This window comes from Streptomyces sp. NPDC048337, assembly GCF_043201175.1.
In the GTDB taxonomy this organism is placed as follows: domain Bacteria; phylum Actinomycetota; class Actinomycetes; order Streptomycetales; family Streptomycetaceae; genus Streptomyces.
In genome coordinates, this window is the sequence record NZ_JBICYR010000004.1 from 236,837 (window position 1) to 252,706 (window position 15,870).

Below are 15,870 nucleotides of genomic sequence, written 5' to 3' on the forward strand. Positions count from 1 at the left end.
CTACGCTTGGTGGTGCAGTCACAGCGGACCGTTCCGTCCCTTGCCGACTGCACCACCTGTGAGCAACGGATCAGGAGTCATGGTCTACACCGTGGGGGCGCGAGCTATCTGCGTCGAGCTGGAGAACTGAGAACCCTCAGTCCCTGTTCTCGGCCCGGCTCGGCGTGTGATCAACCCCCACCTCTCCACGACTCTTCCGTGAGGGCCATAACGCCATGCGCTCGACGCAGATCCGCTCCACCTTCCTGGACTACTTCACCTCCCGCGGCCACCGCCAGGTCCCGTCCAGCCCGCTCATCCCCTCCGACCCGACCCTGCTGCTGGCCAACGCCGGCATGAACCAGTTCAAGCCCTACTTCCTGGGCGAGGTCACCCCGGAGTACCGCCGCGCCACCACCATCCAGAAGTGCGCCCGCACCTCGGACATCGACAACGTCGGCCGCACCAACCGGCACGCCACGTTCTTCGAGATGATGGGCAACTTCTCCTTCGGCGACTACTTCAAGGCCGACGCCATCGCCTACGCCTGGGAACTCCTCACCGAGGGCTACCACCTGGAGAAGGACCGGCTCTGGATCACCGTCTACGAGGACGACGACGAGGCCGAGCAGCTGTGGCGCAAGATCGGCGTCCCCTCGGAGCGCATCCAGCGTCTGGGCATGGAGGACAACTACTGGTCCATGGGCGTCCCCGGGCCTTGCGGCCCCTGCTCGGAGGTCAACTACGACCGAGGGCCCTCCTTCGGCCGCGAGGGCGGACCCGCCGTCGACGGCGAACGCTACGTGGAGATCTGGAACCTCGTCTTCATGCAGTACCAGCGCGGCGAGGGCGACAAGAAGGGCAACTTCCCGATCCTGGGCGAGCTCGCCCAGCAGAGCATCGACACCGGCCTCGGCCTCGACCGCCTCGCCGCGATCCTCCAGGACGTCGAGAACGTCTGCACCACCGACCTCCTCATGCCCACCCTGAACACCGTCCGGGAGCTCGCCGGCCGCGACTACCCCGGCAGCGGTGACGAGAAGGTCTCCTTCCAGGTCGTCACCGAGCACGCCCGCTCGATCGCCTACCTCATCGCCGACGGCGTCCTGCCCGCCAAGGACGGCCGCGGCTACGTTCTGCGCCGCCTCATGCGGCGGGCGGTCCGGCACGCCCGTCTGCTCGGCATCGACCAACCCGTTCTCGCGCCCGCCACCGCCAGCGTGATCGCCAACCTCGGCGACGTCTGGCCTGAGCTCACCGACCAGGCCAACCTCATCGAGCAGGTCGTCACAGCCGAGGAGGAATCCTTCACCCGGACCCTCGCGCAGGGCACCCGGCTACTGAACGCCGCGATCACCCGCACCCGGCAGAGCCGCTCCGGCTCACTGCCGGGCGAGACCGCCTTCGAACTCGCCGACACCTTCGGCTTCCCCCTGGAACTGACCATCGAGGCCGCCCGCGACGCCGGCCTGACTGTCGACGAAGACCGTTTCGCCACGCTGCTGGACGAACAGAAGAAGCGCGCCAAGACCGGCGGCAAGGCCAAGACCGCCGACGCCCTGCGCCGCCAGGACACCTACCGGGAACTGTCTGCCCACCTGCCGCGCACCGACTTCCTCGGCTACGAGCACCTCACCGCCGAGGTCGCCGTGCTCGGCCTGATCTCCGGCGGGGCCGTCACCACCAGCGCCCCCGAGGGCTCCGACATCGAGTTCGTCCTCGACCGCTCGCCGTTCTACGCCGAAGCCGGCGGCCAGGTCGGCGACACCGGCACCCTGCGCACCGAAGACGGCACCCTGCTGCGGATCACGGACACCCGGTACGGCCTGGAGGGCTTCCGCGTCCACAGCGCCCGCGTCGTAGAAGGTGAGCTCCGTACCGGGGCGAGGGGCGAAGCCGCTGTCGACGCCGACCGCCGCAAGGGCCTCATGCGCTCCCACTCGGCCACCCACATCCTGCACGCCGTCGTGCGCGCCATCCTCGGTGATCACGCCCGCCAGCAGGGCTCCCTCGTCGAGTCCGACCGCCTGCGCTTCGACTTCGCCCACTTCTCCGCCCTCACCCCCGACCAGCTCACCCGGATCGAATCCGCCGTCAACGGCCACGTCCTCGACGACCCGGCCGTCCGCGCCTGGTACGCCGACCGCGCCGAAGCCGAGGCCGCCGGCGCCATCGCCCTGTTCGGGGAAAAGTACGGCGACATCGTCCGCATCGTCGACATCGGCGACTTCTCGCGCGAGCTGTGCGGCGGCACCCATGTCGCCCACGGTTCCCAGGTCGGCGCCTTCCGCCTGCTCAGTGAGGGCTCGATCGGCTCCAACCTCCGCCGCATCGAAGCCCTCACCGGCCACGGAACCCTCCGCAACCAGGACAGCGAGCGCCGCCTGCTCGACGAGGTCTCTTCCCTCCTCGGCACCCGCCCGAAGGACGCGCCCGAGGCCCTCCGAAAGCGCCTGGACGCCCTGGCCGCCGCGCAGAAGCAGCTCGCCCAAGTGCGTGACGCCGAGCTGCGGAGCCATGCGGAACAGCTCGCCTCCGCCTCCCACCACGTGCCCGGCGGCCGGATCATCTCGCAGCGGGTACCGGGCCTCGGGGCGGACGACCTCCGCACGCTCGCTACGAACGCCGTCGGCCGCCTCAGCGACGACCATGCCGTCGTCGTCCTGGGCACCGAACACGACGGCAAGGCCCTGCTCGTCGCCGCCATCACACCTGGCCTCCTCAGCGGGGGAACCGAGGCCGCCCACATCCTCGCCTCCGCCGCGCGCACGGTCGGCGGAGGAACAGGGGGTACCGGCCCCGTCGCCAGCGCCGGAGGCCGCCGCATCGAAGCCCTCGACGAGGCCCTGACCGTCGCTGCTCAGGAAGCAACCCGCGTTCTCGCCCAGTAGGAGGCCAGGCACGGTGCAGCACGCTGCAGGCGGATGTCCCCCGCGGGGGCCGCCGCCTGCAGCTTCGCCCCACGCACTCAGCGGGCCAACAGAGCCTTCGACAGAACAACGCTCTCGTAGTTGGTGACGTCCCACCGCCACGTGCCCACCAGCACGTAGCCACGCCGGCGGTACCAGCCGACGAGCTCGGTTGCCTTGGCCGAGGTGTCGATGACGACCTGGGCGGAACCCAGCGCCGTGATCCGCTCCTCTGCGAGATCCATTAGGCGCTGCCCGAGCCCAGTGCCCCTCTCCGACGGGTCCACGGCCAGTTGCCAGAACGAGCCGGCGGTGGCTGGCGCGGGGTACCCCTCCGGAACCGCGTGAGGAGCCGCCACTGTCACTGTGCCCACCAGCGCGTCCCCCCGGCGTGCGACCCAGCACTCCCCCTTGCCCAGACGGTTGGCTGTGTCCTGCAAGGACTGGTAGGAGGCGAAAAAGATCCTCCCTGCGGCGGAGTGGTCGGCGTACGCACGATGGAGCAGCCGGGTCAGCTCCTCTACCGAGTCATCCTCGGCAAAGCGCCGCACGACAACGGGTGCGTCGGGGCCGGTTCGCATCAGTGGACCGGCTGATCGCAGGGTCACAGCAATCAGTTTGCGCCGGATGTCGCCCTTCGGCCTGTCGAGTCATCGGTGCACAGGCTGGTGGAGGTCTCCAGAGCCGGACACGGGGCTGCACACAATGAGGGACGTCGCCCTGTCACCGACCAGAGGGAGTGTTGTGACCTTCGGCCCAGCCGCTGAGCCACGTCGCGCCCAAGCTCTGGTTGCGGCCGTTGTGACACTCAGGCAGGGACCAGGTCACCAAGCAGGTCGCGCAGAGCCTCGTCGACTCCGTTCGGTGCAGCCTCCGCCATCTGGCGGAGGTCGATCTGCTTCACGTAGCGGTAACTCTGCGGCGGGTGGAAGGTACCGATGGCCCGGAGGGCCGTGAGCGGCACCGGCTCCTGGAAGGTCACCGGATCAGCCAGCGTGAGCCCACTGGCCCGGCTCGCACCACTCATGTATGCGTCGTACTCGCGGCGACTGATACCCGCGCGTGTACGGCTGGTCGACCACACTTCCCGGGGAGAGGCCACCTGGACCGAAGCGATGCGGGCCGCGCCGACGATGGCCATCGTCGGCGCGGTGGCGTACAGGAGGACGGGAGTGCCGGGAGGTGCGGCGACACGCTGCCGCCGCACCTCCACCGTCTTGCTCCCGGCAAGGATCGCGGTCGCGAACCGGGGGTGGACGGACAGCAGCATCGCGCGCTCCGGATCGTTCACGTCTTTCGGTGCCCCTCTTCGTAGACCGCCTGGAACAGCCTGCTGTTGATCTTCGACAGCTGTTGCAGCGAGAACGCTAGTCCCAGATTCTCCGCCAGCACACGCAGACGCCTGTAGGGCACCTGCACGGGGAACATCTCGGTGTCCGAGAACCTCAACGCCATGGCCCTGCCATAGGGTTTGGCCGCGTCCCTGACTTGCTCACGACCATATACGCCCAGGTGTTCGAATTGCGAGTAGAGGGTGTCGGGATCATCGATCACCACCTCATCGAGGCGGGAACAACCGATCACCATCTGCCCCTGCTCACCGGGGTTCCCCCGGCTCACGTACCAGAGAAGCCGACCCGGAACGCTCTCGTTCCGACGGCCGGGGGAGCGGTAGTAGACGTGCTCGCGGCTGATCCCGAGGACGTCGTCCCTCGGCAGCAGCATCGTGGGAAAGTCGAACAGGTCGGCAGACCAGCGGGGTTCGATGGGCACGATGAACGACGGCAGCCCGGAATTCATGACCTTCGCCGGCCACCAGGCTCGCTCGGCAACACTCGCTACCTCGGCGGACAGGTCAGCGGGCAGTGCGGGCACGGTGAGAGCCAGGCGCTGTGCGATGTCAGCGGCTGCGCGGGAAACCTCCGAGGCGACACCGCATACATCCACGAGCAGGGCGGTGAGGCCGTCTTCGTTAGCGGCGAAACCGTCTGCGCCTGCCGCCGCCTTGGCCACCGCCGATGGATACGGGTCGGTGATCCGGATGACCTGTGCCCCGCGCTCACGCCCGAGGCGCTTGAGCATGAAGAGCAGTTGGCGGGCCAGCGTCTCCTCCAGCACGTGCCCAGCAGTGCGCAGAACCGGAACGTTCAGGGTCCTGCCGTCCAGAGCCCATACGTACAAAGCAACCGGCTGCCCCTCTCCGTCCCGCAGTAGCTCCCGTCGCCACAGGATCGCGCCCGGGGCGAAGCTCTTGAGACGCTGCTCGAATGCGAGCCCGCCCTCATGCTCCCCCTGGTCGAAGAACGAGACGAGATCGGCCTCGCTGCCGACAGCGACCTCATCCGCCGAGAACACGGTTCCCATGAGGTCCCTGGGCCGGTATACCTGCGCCTGCAGAAGCTCGTCCACGTGCAAGGTGACGACGGAGGGTGCCACCACCTTGACTCCCGCGACGTCCCAGGCGACGCCGGCCATCCGCGCAAGCCCCGGGTCACGCGTCACGAGCAATTGCAGCCCGGTACAGGAGGTCTCGGCCACGTACCGCAGCCGCGCACGGGTTCGCGCGTCGACCGGCATATCGGGGAGTGCGCCGGCCACCGCGGCCACGAGCTCTGCATGACGCGCGGCTACCGCCTCCGGGTCCGGGGTGATCTGCCGGAGGCCCGACAGGTCGGCTCGTCGGTGCTGCCGCTCGGCACTGTCGGCCACCTCGTGCACGTCATGCAGGAGCTGCGGCGTGAACGCCAGCTCGACGAGATCGGTGAGCCAACCGGCTTCCAGAGCGCGGGCCTCCTCGACCTCCCGTTCGGAGCCGCCTCCATCAAGGCCGGCGAAGACCGAGTGGTCCACGGTCACCACCAACAGGGCATCGCTCTCAGCCTCCGAGAACAGGTCCTGATGCCCGAGATCCAGCCACCAGGAGTCCAGGATCTTCCGTTCCCGGCCACGCCCCAGGCCTTCGCCACGGGGCACGAACCCTAGGCTGGTCCACATGTCGCTCAGCCCGTAGTCGCGACGGCACCTCACCTTGATGGCGAGGCGATGGGCCTGACGTTCTCGGATGGACTGCACGAGCCGCCGGGCTACGCTCTTGCGGCGATGCTCCTCGGCCACGCATAGGTGGGCCAGGCGCACGTACGGGCTCCGCTTCGGCAGCCCGAAGAGCGCGTATCCGACGATCTCTTCGCCCTCCAAAGCCACGAGCAGGCCACCCTCATCCGCGGCCTGCTGGTATGCGGGCGGGGTCAGCAGCCCCAGCCGTTTGGTGTACCGGTTCCCGAGTGCCACAGCGGCATCAATCAGCTCCGCTTGTTCACCCGACACCAGCACCACGTTGACCGTCATGAGCTCCCCCTCCGGATCGCCAGGCCCCGATGCTGCCAATCTCCGCTGTCCTGCTCCCCACTGCACACCTCGGCGATGGCTGCCGGACAGTCCTTTTTTGATCAGTTCCGGCCCGGGCGGCCGAAACATTCCTCTCGGCATATGTGCTCCGTCAGGAACCCCCATGCCGGCTCGGCCCGTACGGGCTCCAGCCCCTGAGGAACGGCTTGAGGTCTTCTGCTTCCAACTCACGTGCCTTCGGCATGCCGGGCAGGAGCACGAGCGGGTCAAGGGACTGCGCGTAGCGGCGGGCCCAGTCAAGCCACCGCCGAGCGTCTGCCAGACCATTCTCCTCTGGCTCCGCTGCGACAAGACGCCGCTCCAGCGCGTCACAGTACTGGTGCAGGAGCCGGGATTCCCGCCAGGCTCCCGACTGCTCTCGCAGGACTTCGGCAAGCTGTGCTTCGACTGCCCGGTCCCGGGCCTCATCCATGGCTGCGAGCCATAGAGCCTTGCCCTCCGCCGCCGCCCGCTCCTCGTCGACCTTCCGCTGCGCGTCCTCGACGGCGCGCAGTTCGATCTCCCGGAGGACGGCTCCGAGCACGTCCTCCAGCTTCCAGCGCTTGCGATCGGCCCACTTGCCCTGACGGCCTGACCGACTGTGGGGCAGCTCGATCATCAGCACGACCGCCCGTTCCGGATCAATCGACTCCGGATATTCCCGCTTGATCGTCACCCGGCAGGTGAAGCCGTCGACGGTCAGCTCCACGTACCCTTCCCGCTGCGCAGCCCATCTTCCGTGGGCGGTTGAGCGCTGGGTGCGTACTTCGGGGGCCGGACCGGCAACCTGGTGTCCACGTCGCTCAGCCTCGGAGCACAGAGCCTGAAGGATCCGGAGCGAGCGTGCCCGGGATGCAGAAGGCATGTGCAGCCAGCTGTCGTCCTCCATGAATGCGGCCATTGCACGATGCGGCTTGCGGATCCGAGTCGGCACCCGGACGGCAGGGGCCTCCCCCGGTCGCTGGCTCTTCTCGTTGGGGTGCGGTCCTTCCTCGAGGGATATCTGAAGGTCGCGCCCCCGATTCCACAGCCGCTGCTTTTCGATACGTCGGCCCGGAGGTACGAGCCCGTGACGCTTGGCGTAGTCGATCACCCGTCGCCACTCACCCACCTCATCCTCGTCAGGGTGGGGGAAGACCACCCTGCGCTCGCTGACCAGCCGCTCAACCAGCTGTTCCGCCTTGGCCCGCCGCGCCCGCGCGACCGGCCGATCTGCGTAGGAGAGCAGCCTCTTCTCTGCCTCTCCCTGCCGTTCGGCTGCGACGTGCTTCGGATCGTCTGGGTGGTGGCCGTGCTCCAGGTAGAAGACACCGGCCTCTGTCACCTGTGTCCGTACGCCTTCACCCTGCTCACGGGCCACTTCGAGCAGCCCCCGGTCCCGCAGTGCATAGGCCGTCCGCCGCAGGCCGGGATCTGGACCAAGGCCCTCGCCACCATGCAGCGTCCGCAGGAGCTTCAACTGCCTCTCGTTCAAGGAAGCCCACCGATGCATTGATCTCCCTGCCTCACGCTGAGGCCGCCGTCTACGGTCAGCGCCGAGTAACGGGGTTCAGATCCGGCGCAGTTCCCCTCTACCCAATCCGCGACGATGCCGTGCGCAGTTTCGCCGTATTCGCTACCTGGCCAGCGCCACTGGGGTGATCGGAATCAGCGGACCGCCTCTGATCCGACCCTGAGGTCGCACAGCACATCCCTCGGGTGGCGGTCAGGCGGAAGCAGGAGCACGTTGTCGAGTACCAGCGCCTGTGACACCAGATATCCGTTCGGACCATCGGCCCGTACCAGCCGCAGCCCCCTCTTCTCGGCGAAGACGTAGAGCTCGGCGGCCGCCTGGATACGGTCGTACTCCGGCGACGAGATGGTGACAACACCGCGGCCGTCCCCAAGGTCCACCGAGACGACGGAAGGCGCAGACGGCTCCTGAGTGCTCTCATCCCTGAAGCCTGTAGTGGGTGTCTCGTTCATCATGTGAAGTCCTCCGTGGGGAGACAATTCCAGCGGGAAGCGCTACTCAACGCAGCCGGTGCCGTGTTCGTCGCACAACACGTCCTGGACAGCTCCCTGGTTCTCAGCCGAGCCAAATATCAACCCAGAGAGCGACGCGGGCAGCCGCGCCTGGATCCGGCGTGGGCGAGACGGCGTGGCCAAGCCGCCAAACGCCAAGCGGTGCGACCCAACAAAGCCTTGCACCCGCAACGTGGCGAATAGTGACAGCCAGCCCCGCCAGCAGTCCGGGCCTGGGAGAAATCCGGGAGAAGAAGTTCTCCCAGAGACCCTGCGAGACCGCTCCAGACCCACCCACCCAAACGCTCTGACCTGCGCAGATATCTTTTTGGCTGTTGCGGATCTTGGTTGGACGTTCTTCGGGACGAAGAGGTCGTGGGTTCAAATCCCGCCACCCCGACTTCGTAAGACCACATCAGGGCCTGATCCACGCAAGTGGATCAGGCCCTGATTGGCGTTCCGGGGGCGTGGTCACCCGGGGTCGGCTTTGGGGTCGGCCAGGCGGGTGTGTGCGGTCGCGGGGTGGTCGGGGGGCTGGCTAGCGTGGGGCGGGAGGGCGCGCGGCGGCCTCGTTCCGGCAGGAGGTCCTCGTGGCGCTGTGGCTGCTCAACCACCTCAGCACGGTCGCGCTGGCCGTGCTCATGGTCGGCGCGATCGTGCTCGTGGCCGTCGCGGGGAGTGCGTTCGCCCGGCGCCGGTTCCCGCGCCTCGCCGAGGGCGAGCACAACGAGATGATCGGTGTCGTGCTGGGCATGTTCGGCGCGATCTACGGGATCATCCTGGCGTTCGTGGTCGTCACCCTGTGGACTCAGCTGGACCACGCGCAGACCGTGGTCTCCCAGGAGGCCACCGACGTCTCCCTGGTCGTCCGCGACACGCGGGCGTTCCCGTCCGCCGAGCGGGCGCGCGTCGACCGGGCCGTGCACGACTACGTGCACGCCGTGGTCGAGGTGCAGTGGCCGCTGATGAAGGAGGGCGCGCCGAGCTTCGAGGCGACCTCGAAGCAGGTGGGGGCGATGTACGACGCCCTGCAGGCCTACGACCCGAACAGCGCGCGCGACCAGGCCTTCTACGGGGAGGCCGTCAGCCGGCTCAACGAGGCGGCCGCGATGCGCCGCGAGCGGATCAACATCGCCACGACCGAGCTGCCCGTACTGCTCCAAGTGCTCGTCTACGGCGGCGCGCTGGTGATCATCCTGCTCACCTTTCTTTACGGTCTGCGCAGCCTGAAGATGCAGTTCCTGTTCGTGGCGACCGTCGCGGGGCTGATCGGCTTCAGTCTGCTGCTGGTCCTGGTCCTCGACCGGCCCTTCGCGGGTGATCTGAACGTCAGTCCGCAGCCGTTCAAGGAGTCCACGTTGGCCCAGTTCTGGGCCTCGGGCCGGCCCTGAGGCCTACTCCGCCAGCGAGGCCAGTTCCGTGGCGGACAGGTTCAGGAATTCCGTGGAGAGGCCTGGTCGTACGCCGCGCTCCGCGGACGCCGCGACGAGGTGGTCGAGGACCGAGTCGACCGTGGGGAAGGAGCCGACCGGGCGGAGGAGCCAGAGGCGGCCGCGGGGGCGGGGCGGGAGGCCCAGGGCGGCGATGGCGGTGTCCGTCTCCCCGTCGAGGTCGCGCAGGTCGGCCTCCGGGAGCGGGGCGCAGGCCACGTCCGTGATGTGGCCGTGGCCGTCCAGGGAGGTCTCCACGGCCCAGTGCGTGGAGCGGTCCGGGATCCAGGTGCGGTCCGCCGGGGGCCACACGTACGGGAGGAAGGCCCAGCGCAGTTCCTCGGGCGCCGGCTCCCAGCCGAGCACCTCCAGCTCCCGGATCTCGGGCAGCCGGTCCGCTTCCTGTTCGCTCCGGCCGGTGCGGCGCAGTGCGAGCGGGTGCGGTGTTCCGTCCTCGTCCCACGACATGCGGGCACGCTATCCGACGCGGTAGCGGATGTGGGTGACCTCGGGGGTGGCGACCGTACGGTCCGGGGCGAGGCGCAGTTCCGGGTCAACGCCGTCGAGCAGGCGGGTGCCGGAGCCGAGGAGGATCGGGGCGAGGTGGATCTCCAGCTCGTCTACGAGGCCCGCGTTGAGGTAGGTGCGGACCGTCTCGGCGCCGCCCGAGATCTGCACGTCCTTGTCACCGGCCGCCTTGCGGGCCGCGTCCAGGGCCGCTTCCGGTCCGTCCGTGACGAAGTGGAAGGTGGTGCCGCCCTCGCGGACCCACGGTTCGCGCGGTGTGTGGGTGAGGACGAAGACCGGGGCGCGGAAGGGCGGCGGGTCGGGCCAGGCGAGCTCGCCCTCGGCGAACATGCGGTGGCCCATGACGTAGGCGCCGGCCCGGGCGAAGTTCTCCTCGACGATCTCGGCGGACGGATGGGCCACCGTGGCGACGACGCCCCCGCCAGGTAGCAGGTTCTGGCGTTCGCGCCAGGCCTCCACCTCGTAGACCCAGCGGTGGATCCGCGCGCCGCCGTCGCCGAGGGGGTTGCCGGGGCGGGCGTTCGGGCCGGCGAGGAAGCCGTCCAGGGAGGTGCCGATGGATGCGAAGACCGTGCTCATGCCGGGAGCCCCTCTCGTGCGAAGACCGCCCTCCCCTCCAGGGTGCGGTGCCGGGCCGCCGGCTGCCCGGGGGTCACCTGGCGCGCCCGGCCCGCTCCGCGCAGTCACCGCGGAGCGGGCCCACGACGCCGTGCGGTCCGAAGGGACGGCCTAGCCCAGCCGCTCCAGCGGGTTCGCCGCGATACGGGCCGCCGCGCCGCCCGCGACGTAGGCGGCGGCCGCGCAGGCGGGCTTGCGCTGCGCCTGGTCCTCGACCAGGGCGGTGAAGGCCGCGCCGAAGTCGCCCCGCGGGTACGCGGCGAGCAGGCGGGCCGTGAAGGAGGGGTCGAACTCGGCGACGCGCAGGCCCGACACGTCGGCGCTGGTGCCGACCTGGAGCAGGTGGCTCTCCACGTCCTCGGCAGCCGTCACGTCGTCCCGCATGTGCAGGACGATCACCTCCTCGGCGCGGGCCCGCCGGTCCTTCGGCCAGCCCAGGCCCGCCGTCAGGACGCGCGCGACGTGGCCGCCGGCCTCCTCGAAGGGGAGGGTGTGGCTGTCGAACGGGGCGGTCAGGCCCAGGTCGTGGACCAGCGCCGAGACGTAGAGCAGTTCCGCGTCGTACGTCAGGCCGTGCCGGTCCGCGTACTCGGCCCCGAAGGCGTACGACCGTACGGAGTGGTTGAGCAGGGCGGTGTCCGCGTACTCCGAGGCGATCTCGAGCGCGGCGCGGGCCGATGGGATGTCAAGCGTCCATGTCATGGCCTGTGAGCCTAGGTTCGCGACTGAAGTCGATCTCCGCCGGGGCCTCCCCCGGCCAGGTCAGGCGGGTCGGTGCCGGCGGGGTCTCGGCGATGACGGTGCCGCGGGCGACGACGTACCGGGGGCGGACCTGGCGGCGGATCGCCTCCTCGGGCGTCGGCGCCGGGAGGAGGACGAAGGAGGCCGGGGCGCCCTCCGCGATGCCGTATTCCGCGTCCGAGAGGCCCAGGACCCGCGCCGCACGGTCCGTCACCATCGAGAAGGCCACCGGGATCTCGTCCGCTCCCGTGAGCTGGGCCGCGTACAGCCCGATGAGGGCGGTCTGGAGCGGGTTGGCGGTGCCGAGCGCGTTCCAGGGGTCCATCACGTCGTCGTGGCCGAAGGCCACGTTGACCCCGGCCGCCAGCATCTCCTTGACCTGGGTGAGGCCGCGCCGCTTGGGGTAGGCGTCGAAGCGGCCCTGGAGGTTGAGGTTGGCGAAGGGGTTGGAGACCAGGTTGATGCCCGAACGGGCCAGGAGCCGCTGGAGTTTGAAGCTGTACGCGCCGTTGTAGGAGCCCATCGCCGTGGTGTGGGAGGCCGTGGCGCGCTCGCGCAGCCCCGAGCGCAGTGCGAGGGTGGCCAGCACCTCCACGAACCGGGACTGCTCGTCGTCGATCTCGTCGCAGTGCGCGTCCACGCGCAGCCCGTGCTCCTCGGCCAGCGCGAAGGCCGTCCGCAGCGAGGCCACCCCGTCCTCCCGCGTGTCCTCGAAGTGCGGGATGGCACCGACGACGTCCGCCCCGCGCCGGACCGCCTCGCGCAGCAGCGCCTCGCCGTCGGGGAAGGAGACGATCCCCTCCTGCGGGAAGGCCACGATCTGCAGGGTCATGACGTCCCGCACCCGGTCGCGCACCTCCAGCAGCGCGTCGAGCGCGGTCAGGGCCGGGTCGGTGGTGTCGCAGTGGGTGCGGACGTGCAGCACGCCCTGCGCGGCCTGCCAGCGCAGCACCTCGCTCGCCCGCGCGACGACGTCCTCGCGGGTCAGGGTCCGCTTGCGTTCGCTCCAGCAGGCGATGCCCTCCCAGAGGGTGCCGGAGGCGTTGGGGCGCGGATCGCCGGCGGTCAGGGCGGTGTCGAGGTGGATGTGCGGCTCGACGAAGGGCGCGCTGAGCAGCGAGCCGTGGGCCTCGATGAGGACGCCGGTGGCCGGCGGTTCCTTCTGGTCGTCGTACGGGACCACCCGCGCGATGCGGCCGTCCTCGGCGACCTCCACGTCGACGAGGCCGTGAACGTGCAGCAGCCGGGCACCCCGGACGATCATCCGCATGGCGCCAGCGTACGCAGGCGGCCCGACGTTTCACGTGAAACATCGGGCCGAGACCGGTGGCGTGGCTCAGCCGCGCTTCGACTGGGCCTTCTGCTGCATGCCCCGCGTCTTGGCGGAGAGCGACTGCACGTCCCTGACCGCGGCCTTGGCGCGTGCCTCGGCCGCCGTGTTCTTCGCCATCGCACGCTCGGAATCCTCGTGGGCGTGGTGACCGTGGTGACCGGTACGAGCCTTCTTGGCCATGATCACTCCTCCTCGGAGCACGGGACAGGCGTACGGGTTCCACTGTGCTCCCGTTCGGAGCAGTCGGCATCCCGGCGGGCCGTGCGGCCGATGCGGCAAGAATGGGGGGCATGACCAGCGACAGCGAGACCACCCCCGAGATGCCCGACTGGGAGAGGCGCTTCCGGGCGCCGCGCGTCGGACTGCCCGACTGGGCGGAGGACGCCCCGGACCGTTCCCTCTTCGTCTCCAACGCGACGGGGACGTACGAGCTCTACGCCTGGGACCGCACCACCGGCGCGCAGCGGCAGGCCACCGACCGCCCCAACGGCACCACCGACGGCACCCTCTCCCCCGACGGCGAGTGGATCTGGTGGTTCTCCGACACCGACGGCGACGAGTTCGGCACCTGGGTCCGCCAGCCCTTCGCGGGCGGCGCCGACGAGCCCGCCACCCCCGGGCTGAAGCCCTCCTACCCGGCCGGGCTGGCGATCGGCCGGGACGGGACGGCGGTCGTCGGGCGCTCCACCGACGAGGAGGGCTCGACCGTCCACGTGGTCCCCGCGGACGGCTCCGCGCCCACCGTGATCTACCGGCACCCGGAGTCGGCCGGCGTCGGCGACCTGTCCCGCGACGGGACGCTGGTCGCCATCGAGCACACCGAGCACGGTGACGCCATGCACTCCGCGGTGCGCGTGCTCACCCTCGACGGGACCATCGTCGCCGAGCTCGACGACTCCAAGGGCGGCACCGAGGAGCTGGGCCTGGAGGTGCTCGGCTTCGCGCCGGTCACGGGCGACACCCGGCTGCTCGTCGGGCACCAGCGGCGGGGCCGCTGGGAGCCGATGGTGTGGGACGTGGCCGCCGGCACCCAGGAGGGCCTGGCCATCGATCTGCCGGGCGACGTCAGCGCCGAGTGGTACCCGGACGGCTCGGCCCTGCTCATCGCGCACAGCTTCGAGGCGCGCAGCGAGCTCTGGCGGTACGACCTGGCCGCGCGGGACCTCGTACGGGTGGACACGCCGCCGGGGACGGTCTCGGGTGCCACGGCGCGGCCCGACGGGACGGTGGAGTTCCTGTGGTCCTCGGCCGCCGAGCCCTCGGCGGTACGGTCCACCGCGGGCGGCATCGTCCTGGAGGCCCCGGGCTTCCGCCCGCCCGGCTCCGTACCGGTGGAGGACGTGTGGGTGGAGGGCCCGGGCGGCCGGATCCACGCGCTCGCGCAGCGGCCGGCCGGGCGGGGCGACGGCCCCTTCCCGACGATCTTCGAGATCCACGGCGGGCCCACCTGGCACGACAGCGACGCCTTCGCGGCGACCCCGGCGGCCTGGCTGGACCACGGCTTCGCGGTCGTCCGGGTCAACTACCGCGGCTCGACCGGCTACGGCCGCGAGTGGACGGACGCCCTCAAGCACCGGGTCGGCCTGATCGAGCTGGAGGACATCGCCGCGGTCCGGGAGTGGGCCGTCTCCTCCGGCCTCGCGGACCCGGCGCGCCTCGTCCTGTCGGGCGGCTCCTGGGGCGGCTACCTGACCCTGCTCGGGCTGGGCACGCAGCCCGGGGCGTGGGCCGTGGGCCTGGCCGCCGTACCCGTGGCGGACTACGTGACGGCGTACCACGACGAGATGGAGGCGCTGAAGTCCCTGGACCGCACCCTCTTCGGCGGGACGCCGGAGGAGGTCCCGGACCGCTTCGAGGCGTCCTCGCCGCTGACCTACGTGGACGCGGTGAAGGCCCCCGTCCACATCGCGGCGGGCGTCAACGACCCGCGCTGCCCGATCCGACAGATCGAGAACTACGTGGACCGGCTGGCGGCGCGCGGGGCCGTGCACGAGGTGTACCGGTACGACGCGGGGCACGGCTCGCTGGTCGTGGAGGAGCGGATCAAGCAGGTCCGCATGGAGCTGGAGTTCGCGCTGAAGCACCTGCCTCCGCGGATGCCCGCCTGACCCTGCGGGACGGCGACCGGTGCACCCCCCGTACCGTGGTGGGGTGCACCGGTTTCTCCTGACCCCGCGCTGGTGGGGGATCAACGTCTTCGTCGCGCTCGCCGTTCCCTTCTGCCTGTTCATGGGGTCCTGGCAGCTCGGCCGTTTCGAGGACCGCGTCGACAGCCACCGGGAGGCGACCGCCGAACGGCCCGCCGACCAGGTCGCCACGCCGCTGGACTCGCTCCTTCCGGTGGACAAGAAGACCTCCGGGCGCCTCGCCTCGACGGCCGGCGAGTACGCCGAACAGTTGCTGGTCCCCGACCGGCGGCTCGACGGGAAGACCGGCTTCTACGTCCTGACCCTGCTGAAGACCGACTCCGGCAAGGCCGTCCCGGTGGTCCGGGGCTGGCTGCCGGGGACCGCGGACGCCTCGAAGGCGCCGGCCGCGCCGACCGGGCGGGTGGAGGTCACGGGCGCGCTCCAGGCCTCGGAGAACTCCGGCACGAAGGGGGTCCACTCCCAGGGCGGCCTGCCGGCCGGGCAGCTCGGGGTGATCGGGGCGGCCTCGCTCGTCAACCTCGTCCCGTACGACCTGTACGACGCCTGGCTGACCGTGCAGACGCCGGCGGACGGAATGGCTCCGGTGCCCGCGCAGGCGCCGGTCGACACCGGTCTCGACCTGAAGGCCTTCCAGAACCTCGGCTACACGGGCGAGTGGTTCGTCTTCGTCGCCTTCGTGCTCTTCATGTGGTTCCGGCTGTACCGGCGCGAGGTGGAGACCCTGCGCGATGCGGAGGCCGGCCTGGTGCCGACTGCGGCGGACCCGGCCTGACCTGCGGCGCCGTTGCCGGGGC

14 protein-coding genes are annotated in these 15,870 nt (G+C 70.2%); 4 read left to right on the plus strand and 10 right to left on the minus strand.

The window, feature by feature from the left end; genetic code table 11:
• Positions 1-215: 215 nt before the first annotated feature.
• Positions 216-2,870 carry an alanine--tRNA ligase gene (alaS, locus tag ACGFYU_RS09080; RefSeq protein WP_393826614.1) on the plus strand — a complete coding sequence of 885 codons (2,655 nt, stop codon included), beginning with the start codon at positions 216-218 and terminating at the stop codon, positions 2,868-2,870.
• Between the two features lie 77 nt (positions 2,871-2,947).
• On the opposite strand, the gene ACGFYU_RS09085 is transcribed toward alaS, so the two are convergent.
• The 5 genes from ACGFYU_RS09085 to ACGFYU_RS09105 form a co-directional block, all read right to left on the minus strand.
• Positions 2,948-3,469: a GNAT family N-acetyltransferase gene (locus tag ACGFYU_RS09085; RefSeq protein ID WP_393826615.1), complete on the minus strand. Its 522-nt coding sequence runs from the start codon at positions 3,467-3,469 to the stop codon at positions 2,948-2,950.
• A 227-nt stretch (positions 3,470-3,696) separates the two neighbouring features.
• Positions 3,697-4,179, minus strand: coding sequence for an ASCH domain-containing protein (locus tag ACGFYU_RS09090; protein ID WP_393826616.1), 483 nt, complete (start codon positions 4,177-4,179; stop codon positions 3,697-3,699).
• Positions 4,176-6,233 carry a GNAT family N-acetyltransferase gene (locus tag ACGFYU_RS09095; protein ID WP_393826617.1) on the minus strand — a complete coding sequence of 686 codons (2,058 nt, stop codon included), beginning with the start codon at positions 6,231-6,233 and terminating at the stop codon, positions 4,176-4,178. Before ACGFYU_RS09095 ends, ACGFYU_RS09090 begins: the two co-directional genes overlap by 4 nt.
• Before the next feature lie 151 nt (positions 6,234-6,384).
• Entirely contained in the window at positions 6,385-7,746 is a 1,362-nt protein-coding gene (locus ACGFYU_RS09100) for a hypothetical protein (protein WP_393826618.1), read from the minus strand.
• 173 nt (positions 7,747-7,919) lie between these two features.
• A complete protein-coding gene (locus tag ACGFYU_RS09105) occupies positions 7,920-8,240 on the minus strand; it encodes a hypothetical protein (RefSeq protein ID WP_393826619.1) in 321 nt (106 codons plus the stop codon).
• Positions 8,241-8,866: 626 nt separating this feature from the next.
• On the opposite strand from ACGFYU_RS09105, the gene ACGFYU_RS09110 reads away from it, so the two are divergent.
• On the plus strand, positions 8,867-9,667 hold the full coding sequence (locus ACGFYU_RS09110) for a DUF4239 domain-containing protein (protein WP_393826620.1): 801 nt from the start codon (positions 8,867-8,869) through the stop codon (positions 9,665-9,667).
• Between the two features lie 3 nt (positions 9,668-9,670).
• Here the strand turns inward: ACGFYU_RS09110 and ACGFYU_RS09115 are convergent, their stop codons facing one another.
• The 5 genes from ACGFYU_RS09115 to ACGFYU_RS09135 all read right to left on the minus strand — a co-directional run bounded on the left by ACGFYU_RS09115 (position 9,671) and on the right by ACGFYU_RS09135 (position 13,106).
• Positions 9,671-10,174 carry a DUF5956 family protein gene (locus tag ACGFYU_RS09115; protein WP_393826621.1) on the minus strand — a complete coding sequence of 168 codons (504 nt, stop codon included), beginning with the start codon at positions 10,172-10,174 and terminating at the stop codon, positions 9,671-9,673.
• A gap of 9 nt (positions 10,175-10,183) precedes the next feature.
• A complete protein-coding gene (locus ACGFYU_RS09120; protein WP_393826622.1) occupies positions 10,184-10,813 on the minus strand; it encodes a dihydrofolate reductase family protein in 630 nt (209 codons plus the stop codon).
• Between the two features lie 150 nt (positions 10,814-10,963).
• Complete coding sequence (locus ACGFYU_RS09125; protein WP_393826623.1) at positions 10,964-11,554, minus strand: HD domain-containing protein; 591 nt, start codon at positions 11,552-11,554, stop codon at positions 10,964-10,966.
• On the minus strand, positions 11,538-12,863 hold the full coding sequence (codA, locus tag ACGFYU_RS09130; RefSeq protein ID WP_393826624.1) for a cytosine deaminase: 1,326 nt from the start codon (positions 12,861-12,863) through the stop codon (positions 11,538-11,540). The genes ACGFYU_RS09125 and codA overlap by 17 nt, the downstream gene beginning before the upstream one ends.
• Positions 12,864-12,929: 66 nt before the next feature.
• Positions 12,930-13,106, minus strand: a complete 177-nt coding sequence (locus tag ACGFYU_RS09135; RefSeq protein WP_382637487.1) for a hypothetical protein — start codon at positions 13,104-13,106, stop codon at positions 12,930-12,932.
• Between the two features lie 101 nt (positions 13,107-13,207).
• Here ACGFYU_RS09135 and ACGFYU_RS09140 point away from each other — a divergent pair, with 101 nt between their 5' ends.
• Together ACGFYU_RS09140 and ACGFYU_RS09145 are read left to right on the plus strand one after the other, a co-directional pair.
• Complete coding sequence (locus ACGFYU_RS09140) at positions 13,208-15,034, plus strand: prolyl oligopeptidase family serine peptidase (protein WP_393826625.1); 1,827 nt, start codon at positions 13,208-13,210, stop codon at positions 15,032-15,034.
• A gap of 43 nt (positions 15,035-15,077) precedes the next feature.
• Positions 15,078-15,848 (plus strand): SURF1 family protein, encoded by a 771-nt coding sequence (locus ACGFYU_RS09145; RefSeq protein ID WP_393826626.1) that lies wholly within the window; start codon positions 15,078-15,080, stop codon positions 15,846-15,848.
• Positions 15,849-15,870 lie beyond the last annotated feature (22 nt).